This is a genomic window from Mycobacterium sp., from assembly GCF_052144515.1.
Classification (GTDB): Bacteria; Actinomycetota; Actinomycetes; order Mycobacteriales; family Mycobacteriaceae; genus Mycobacterium.
In genome coordinates this window covers 1-5,619 of record NZ_JBKQQD010000530.1, presented here as the reverse complement: position 1 = coordinate 5,619, position 5,619 = coordinate 1, and the positions used below count along the sequence as shown (strand labels likewise).

General features: G+C 64.5%; 6 protein-coding genes and 1 pseudogene. 3 read left to right on the top strand and 4 right to left on the bottom strand.

Translation table 11 applies throughout. The features are described from left to right. Complete coding sequence (locus tag ACLP9N_RS36180; protein ID WP_442368016.1) at positions 1-1,089, bottom strand: IS630 family transposase; 1,089 nt, start codon at positions 1,087-1,089, stop codon at positions 1-3. A gap of 135 nt (positions 1,090-1,224) precedes the next feature. Here ACLP9N_RS36180 and ACLP9N_RS36175 point away from each other — a divergent pair, with 135 nt between their 5' ends. Both ACLP9N_RS36175 and ACLP9N_RS36170 read left to right on the top strand, forming a co-directional pair. Beyond that, the gene (locus ACLP9N_RS36175) at positions 1,225-1,983 is read left to right on the top strand and encodes an MBL fold metallo-hydrolase (RefSeq protein ID WP_442368014.1); all 759 of its coding nucleotides are present in this window, start codon (positions 1,225-1,227) and stop codon (positions 1,981-1,983) included. A 320-nt stretch (positions 1,984-2,303) separates the two neighbouring features. Next, positions 2,304-2,846 (top strand): carboxymuconolactone decarboxylase family protein, encoded by a 543-nt coding sequence (locus tag ACLP9N_RS36170; protein ID WP_442368012.1) that lies wholly within the window; start codon positions 2,304-2,306, stop codon positions 2,844-2,846. 6 nt (positions 2,847-2,852) lie between these two features. Here ACLP9N_RS36170 and ACLP9N_RS36165 read toward each other — a convergent pair whose 3' ends face one another. The 3 genes from ACLP9N_RS36165 to ACLP9N_RS36155 form a co-directional block, all read right to left on the bottom strand. Further along, positions 2,853-4,616: a CocE/NonD family hydrolase gene (locus ACLP9N_RS36165; protein WP_442368010.1), complete on the bottom strand. Its 1,764-nt coding sequence runs from the start codon at positions 4,614-4,616 to the stop codon at positions 2,853-2,855. Between the two features lie 265 nt (positions 4,617-4,881). Continuing rightward, positions 4,882-5,277: a nitroreductase family deazaflavin-dependent oxidoreductase gene (locus ACLP9N_RS36160; RefSeq protein WP_442368008.1), complete on the bottom strand. Its 396-nt coding sequence runs from the start codon at positions 5,275-5,277 to the stop codon at positions 4,882-4,884. Positions 5,278-5,372: 95 nt separating this feature from the next. Further along, positions 5,373-5,498: a hypothetical protein gene (locus ACLP9N_RS36155; protein WP_442368006.1), complete on the bottom strand. Its 126-nt coding sequence runs from the start codon at positions 5,496-5,498 to the stop codon at positions 5,373-5,375. On the opposite strand from ACLP9N_RS36155, the pseudogene ACLP9N_RS36150 reads away from it, so the two are divergent. Beyond that, positions 5,494-5,619: pseudogene (locus ACLP9N_RS36150) on the top strand (IS630 family transposase); the annotation flags it as partial. The gene ACLP9N_RS36155 and the pseudogene ACLP9N_RS36150 overlap by 5 nt on opposite strands.

Sequence of the window (5,619 nt, the reverse complement as noted above, 5' to 3'; positions counted from 1 at the left end):
CTAGTGTCCCGCACCGTTAATTCGTTTCATTAACCGTCCGATTGCTTCGAGGATCTGTTCGGCGGTCTTGGTCCACACGAACGGTTTTGGGTTCTCGTTCCAACTGTCGACCCAGGTACGGATGTCCTTCTCGAGCGCTTGGACGCTGCGGTAGTCGCCCCGCTCGATAAGTTGGCGGGTGAGTTCGGCGAACCAGCGTTCGACTTGGTTGATCCAGCTGGAATAGGTGGGGGTGTAGTGCATGTGGAAGCGGGGGTGGTTGTCTAGCCAGGCCTGCACGGTGGGTGTCTTGTGGGTGCCGTAGTTGTCGCAGACCAGGTGGATGTCGAGGTGGGCGGGGACCTCGGCGTCGATCTTGGCGAGGAACTTGCGGAACTCGATCGCGCGGTGACGACGACGCAGCGCGGAGATCACGGTGCCGTCGCTGGTGTTGAAGGCGGCGAACAAGCTGGTAGTGCCGTGCCGCACGTAGTCGTGGGTGCGTTTTTCGGGCATGCCCGGCATCATCGGGAACGCGGGCTGGCTGCGCGCCAGGGCCTGGATCTGGGACTTCTCGTCCACGCACAGCACCACCGCGGACTCGGGCGGGTCCACATACAGCCCGACGATGTCATAAATCTTCTCCACGAACAGTGGGTCGTTGGACAGCTTGAACTCGTCGGCTCGATGCGGCCGCAGATCGAATGCCTTCCAGATCCGCCCAATGGTGGACTTGGACAGACCGCTGCGTTCGGCCATCGATGTGCGCGACCAGTGCGTGGCATTCTTCGGGGTCGATTCCAGGGTGGCGACCACGACGTCTTCGACCTGGTCGGCGGTGATCGAGGCCGGCCGCCCGGGCCGCGGGTCATCGACCAGCCCGTCCAGGCGTGCCTCGACGAACCGGCGCCGCCACTTGCCGACCGTGGGCTGCGACACTTGCTCGCGCGCCGCGACCTGCTTGTTGGTCAGGCCCTCGGCGCAGCCCAGCACGATCCGTGACCGCAATGCCAGCGCCTGCGAGGACTTGCGCCGCCGCGCCCACCGCGTCAGCGTCTTGCGCTCCTCCTCGGTCAACACCAGTTCGGCCTTCGGTCGTCCACCCGCCATACGTGAATCATCCCACGCACCAACGTGATTCGTGCTGGAACCGCGCCGAATCCCGACCATTACAGTTATGTAACGAATTTCTGATGCAGAACGCTAGCCACGCCGTTTCAAATCCCGCCGACTAAACTGCCGACAATGACACCGGTAGCGACGGCGGTAACCGATCATGTGCACTTGGTGCAAGGCTACGCAGCGAACTGGCTGATTATCACCGGCGGCGACGGCGTCACGCTGATCGACGCCGGGCTTCCCGGCGATCGCGACGACGTGCTGGCCTCGCTATCCGACCTCGGGTTCGGCGTCGACGACGTGCGCGGGATCGTGCTGACCCATGCCCACGTGGACCATCTCGGCTCGGCGATCTGGTTCGCGAAAACTCAAGGCACACCGGTTTATTGCCACCGCGATGAGGTCGGACACGCCAAGCGCGAGTACCTGCAGCAGGCGTCGCCGTTGGACATCGCAGCCAACCTCTGGCGCCCCAGCTGGGTGACCTGGACCGCCCACCTGGTGCGCAACGGCGGGTTGAGCCGCGAGGGCATTCCGACCGCGCAGGCCCTCACTGCCGATGTTGCTGCAATGCTGCCGGGCCAGCCCAAACCTATTCCCACGCCCGGCCATACGAGCGGGCACTGCTCCTACATCGTCGATGGCGTGCTCGCCAGCGGTGATGCCCTTATCACCGGGTTTCCCACGTGCCGTCGGAAAGGCCCGCAGTTTTTGCCGACGCTGTTCAGCCACAACCAGGCCGGCTGTGAACGCAGCCTGGCAGTGCTGGCGCCACTGGAGACGGAGGTCCTCGCACCCGGCCACGGGCCGCTGTGGCGTGGCCCGATCCGCGACGCGGTGGCAGAAGCATTGCGATCGACCGGCGCCGCGCGGTCCGATCCCTAATGCGTCGGAGCGAACTTTGATCCGGCCGGACCCGGCAACACCCAATCGTCGTTGTCCATCACCGTATTCAAGGAGCGTTGTTCGGGTGCGGTCGTCGGCGCGAAGGCCCGTCAGGCAGCGACATCCGACAAGAATCCGACCAAGTACGACGGGTGCCGCCCGTGGCGTTGGCACGCACCGGCACTTCACGAACAACCAACCCCCACAAAGACTTTCCGTGAACGACCCCGGCTCGTTCGGATTGCACAGATGACTGCTGGCCGCTAGGTTATATGGGTGGCAGTAATCGTCGAGGGCTCGCCGTATCTGGTGCGGCGCGGATGAGCACGCCCTCACGCATCCCGTCGGGCGGATTCCGTGAGCTCGGGCCTATCAACTGGGGGATCAGCAAGCTGGGCGCGCGTGCGATTAGGGCCCCGGAGATGCACCTACTCACCATCTTGGGCCAGAACAGGCGGCTGTTCTTGGCGTGGCTGCCATTCCAGGGTGCGTTGTTGATGTTTGGCAAGATGCCACGGCGGGACAGCGAGCTGGTCATCTTGCGGGTCGGGCACCTGCGGAACAGTGCGTACGAGCTTCAGCAGCATCGACGAATCGCCAAGCGCTTCGGCCTCGACCCGGCATTGCAGGACAGGATCTTCGAAGGGCCGCAGGCCGAGGGCCTCACCGAGCGGCAACGAGCATTACTGGCGGCCACAGACGAGCTCGTCACCACCCGCGACCTGTCGGCCGAGACCTATGCGGCGTTGTCCCGTTACCTCAGTCGTGCCCAGATCATCGAGTTCTGCATGCTGGCAGGCGAATACGACGCCTTGGCAGCCACGATGAACGTGGTGAAGATGCCGCTCGACTTCCCCGAGTAGGGGTGATTATCGGGCGGGCTCCGCGGGCAGGAATGGCACGAGCATCACGTTGTCGTGGCCGGCTCCGAAATGGATCGTCAGCGTGCCGGCGTACCGGTCGGCGGGACGATCGGTCGGGTCGTTGTGTAGGAACACGGTGGATTGGCCGGGGGCTTCACCGGGGCGGATGAAGTCGGTGGCGCCCACGGTCAGCCCGAGGCGGTAGCCGGCGGGAACGTGGATGCCGACAGGCCAAATCTCAACCTGCACGGGGTAGATCTCGTTGGGGAGTACTTGTTCTTTTCTGTCGTGCGGGTACCAGGGACGGTACGGCAGCGAGCGGCCGGGGTCGAGTGTGCGGTGTGACAGGCGTAACCAGCCATTGGTCAGGGGCTGCGCGGGTGCCACCGAGCCGTCGAAGGTGACTTCGGCTCCGTCGGGGTCGAACAGCCGGACGGTGAGGAACAGGTCCGCTTCGGCGGCCGTCGTCGATACGTGCAGGCGGGCGGCCAGCGGGCCGACGATATCGGTGTCCGTTTCGAATGGTGCGGTGGTGAAGTCGGCCGATCCGGTGAACCCGTCGAAGCTGACCGTGCCGGTCTGCGTCGGCGTAGCGGTGGGGCGCAGGGAGCGGTCGGCGGTGAGGTGCAGCTCTTGCCAGATTGTGTCGGACGGCGGCCAGCCGTCGGCGGTGCGCGGGGTGCTGGTGCCATCCGGGTTCGGGATATGCATCAGAACCCGCGGGGTGTCGGCGAAGCCATTGGTTTCGCCTTTGAGGAAGTGGTCGAAAAACCGCATCTGCATGGCTACGGAATTCGGCAGGCAGAACCATTCTTCGTGTCGACCGGGGTGGATTTCCAGCCATTTGGCCGCCGACGCCGCACCGGCGAACCCCTCGAAATTTCCGCGGGAGTGCAGGCCCTGGCCGAACCAGTTGGCCGCCGACAGCAGTGGCACTGTGATCTTGGTCAGGTCCGGTGTGCGGGCCGTGTACAACTCATCGTCGAATGGATGAGCGAGGAACTCCACCAACGGATCCGTGCGCCGCGCGGCCAGTTCCTGCTCGGTCAGCGTGTCGTCCCCGGTGGCAAGCTTTCCGGTCCACGGATTGACCGGCCCGGCGGTTCCCAGGCCGTGCTGATTGGACAGCACCTGCAGCGGATACCAGAACTGGTAGAAGACGTTGCTGGCGATGCCACCGTGGTGAGTCATATCGCGGTAGTAGTCGACAGCGCCTTCCCACGGGCAGATCGCGGCCAGACTCGGCGGCTGCAGCGCGGCGACCTGCCACTGGTTGATCGCATGGTAGGAGATCCCGCACAGCCCGACCTTGCCGGTGCACCACGGCTGGCCACCGGCCCACTCGATCGCCTGATAGTAGTCGAGGGCTTCCCGCTGGGCGAAGACGCTCAGATGGCCGGGAGAGGCACCGGCGCCACGCGAATCGACGCGCACCACCGCATAGCCGGCCGCCGTCCACAGCTGCGGGTCGACCGTTTCCCAGGTCAGGTAGGCGCAGTCAGAGGCTTCTGTGAGCTCGGGATGCTGGGCCACGAGGTTCGTCCATTTGTACGTGTACGGTTCGTCCTGGAATCGGCGGCCTTTGCCGTAGGGGCCCATCGCCATGATTACCGGCGCCGGCTCGTCGGTGTCGGACCGGAAGACGTCGGCCCGCAGCACGATGCCATCGTCCATCGTGATCGGGGCGTCGAACCAGATCCGCATGCCGTCGCGGACCTCGAACTCCTCGGTCAGCACCGATGTAGCGGTCAGGTCATCCGCGGATCTCACGGGGCGCTCCTTTTCATGCCTCTTGCTTTTTCATCCGGGCGCGGCCGTTTGTTTCCGGTCAAGATCCAGTGCGTTGCGCCCGACGCCTCTAGGCTGCCTGCGCCGTCCGATGTCCGATAGGGCATTTTGGCCCTGTTGCGGGTGTCGCGCTCGCGGTCTTCGGCACTGCAGATCTGTGCGAGCGGACTTGGCGCCCGGATGCGTCGAATTCGCCAGCCCGGCAGGCACATTGGCCACCTTGTGCCAGCACCATTGCTCGGTGGTCTTACGGAATGTTCGAGCCGGTAGGTGTGGCGTCGAACTGCAGGAAGTCACGCACGCCAATGCGGCGCATCAGTGCCGCCACCGGGGACGGCAACAGATTGAAACCGTCTTGGCTGACGTGTCGGGGGTTGGCGATGGTGTAGCGCTTTCCTGCCCGGGTCATCTGGCCATGGCTGGCGGCGAGGAGGTTCTGTGCCCATTGGGGGTTGTCGCTATAGGCGTACGCGACGATGTATCCGTTACCGGCGCGGTAGGCCTGAACGGGGGTTTCGTAGGCTCTCCCGCTCTGCCGCCCAGTGTGGTGCAGCAGCGCGAGCGGCGGCAGGTGCCCGGCCACCGGGCACAGGACAGGGTTGAGGCGGCGCGGGAGGACGCTGAGTGAGCGCGGAAGGGGCACGGCGATGTCCTTGAGTTTCGTGGGTGACGGTCGATTACCACCGGATTTACCACGCCGGGTGCGCTCTCGCATAGCGGGTGTGATGACTGGATAGCTCAACGCCCGGTGATGACCGCGCCCGCGGGTTTTTTCAACACTTCCGCCGGATCACCGGTGTCCTTGATCGAGGCGTGGCCGGATTCACGAGTCAAGAACGGCGTCGTCCCGCCGTAGCCGGACATCCGTACCTGGGTCGACAGTTGGAACGAGAACCCAAAACCGTTCGTGTGGACCAAGACCGCCGAACAGATCCTCGAAGCAATCGGACGGTTAATGAAACGAATTAACGGTGCGGGACACTAG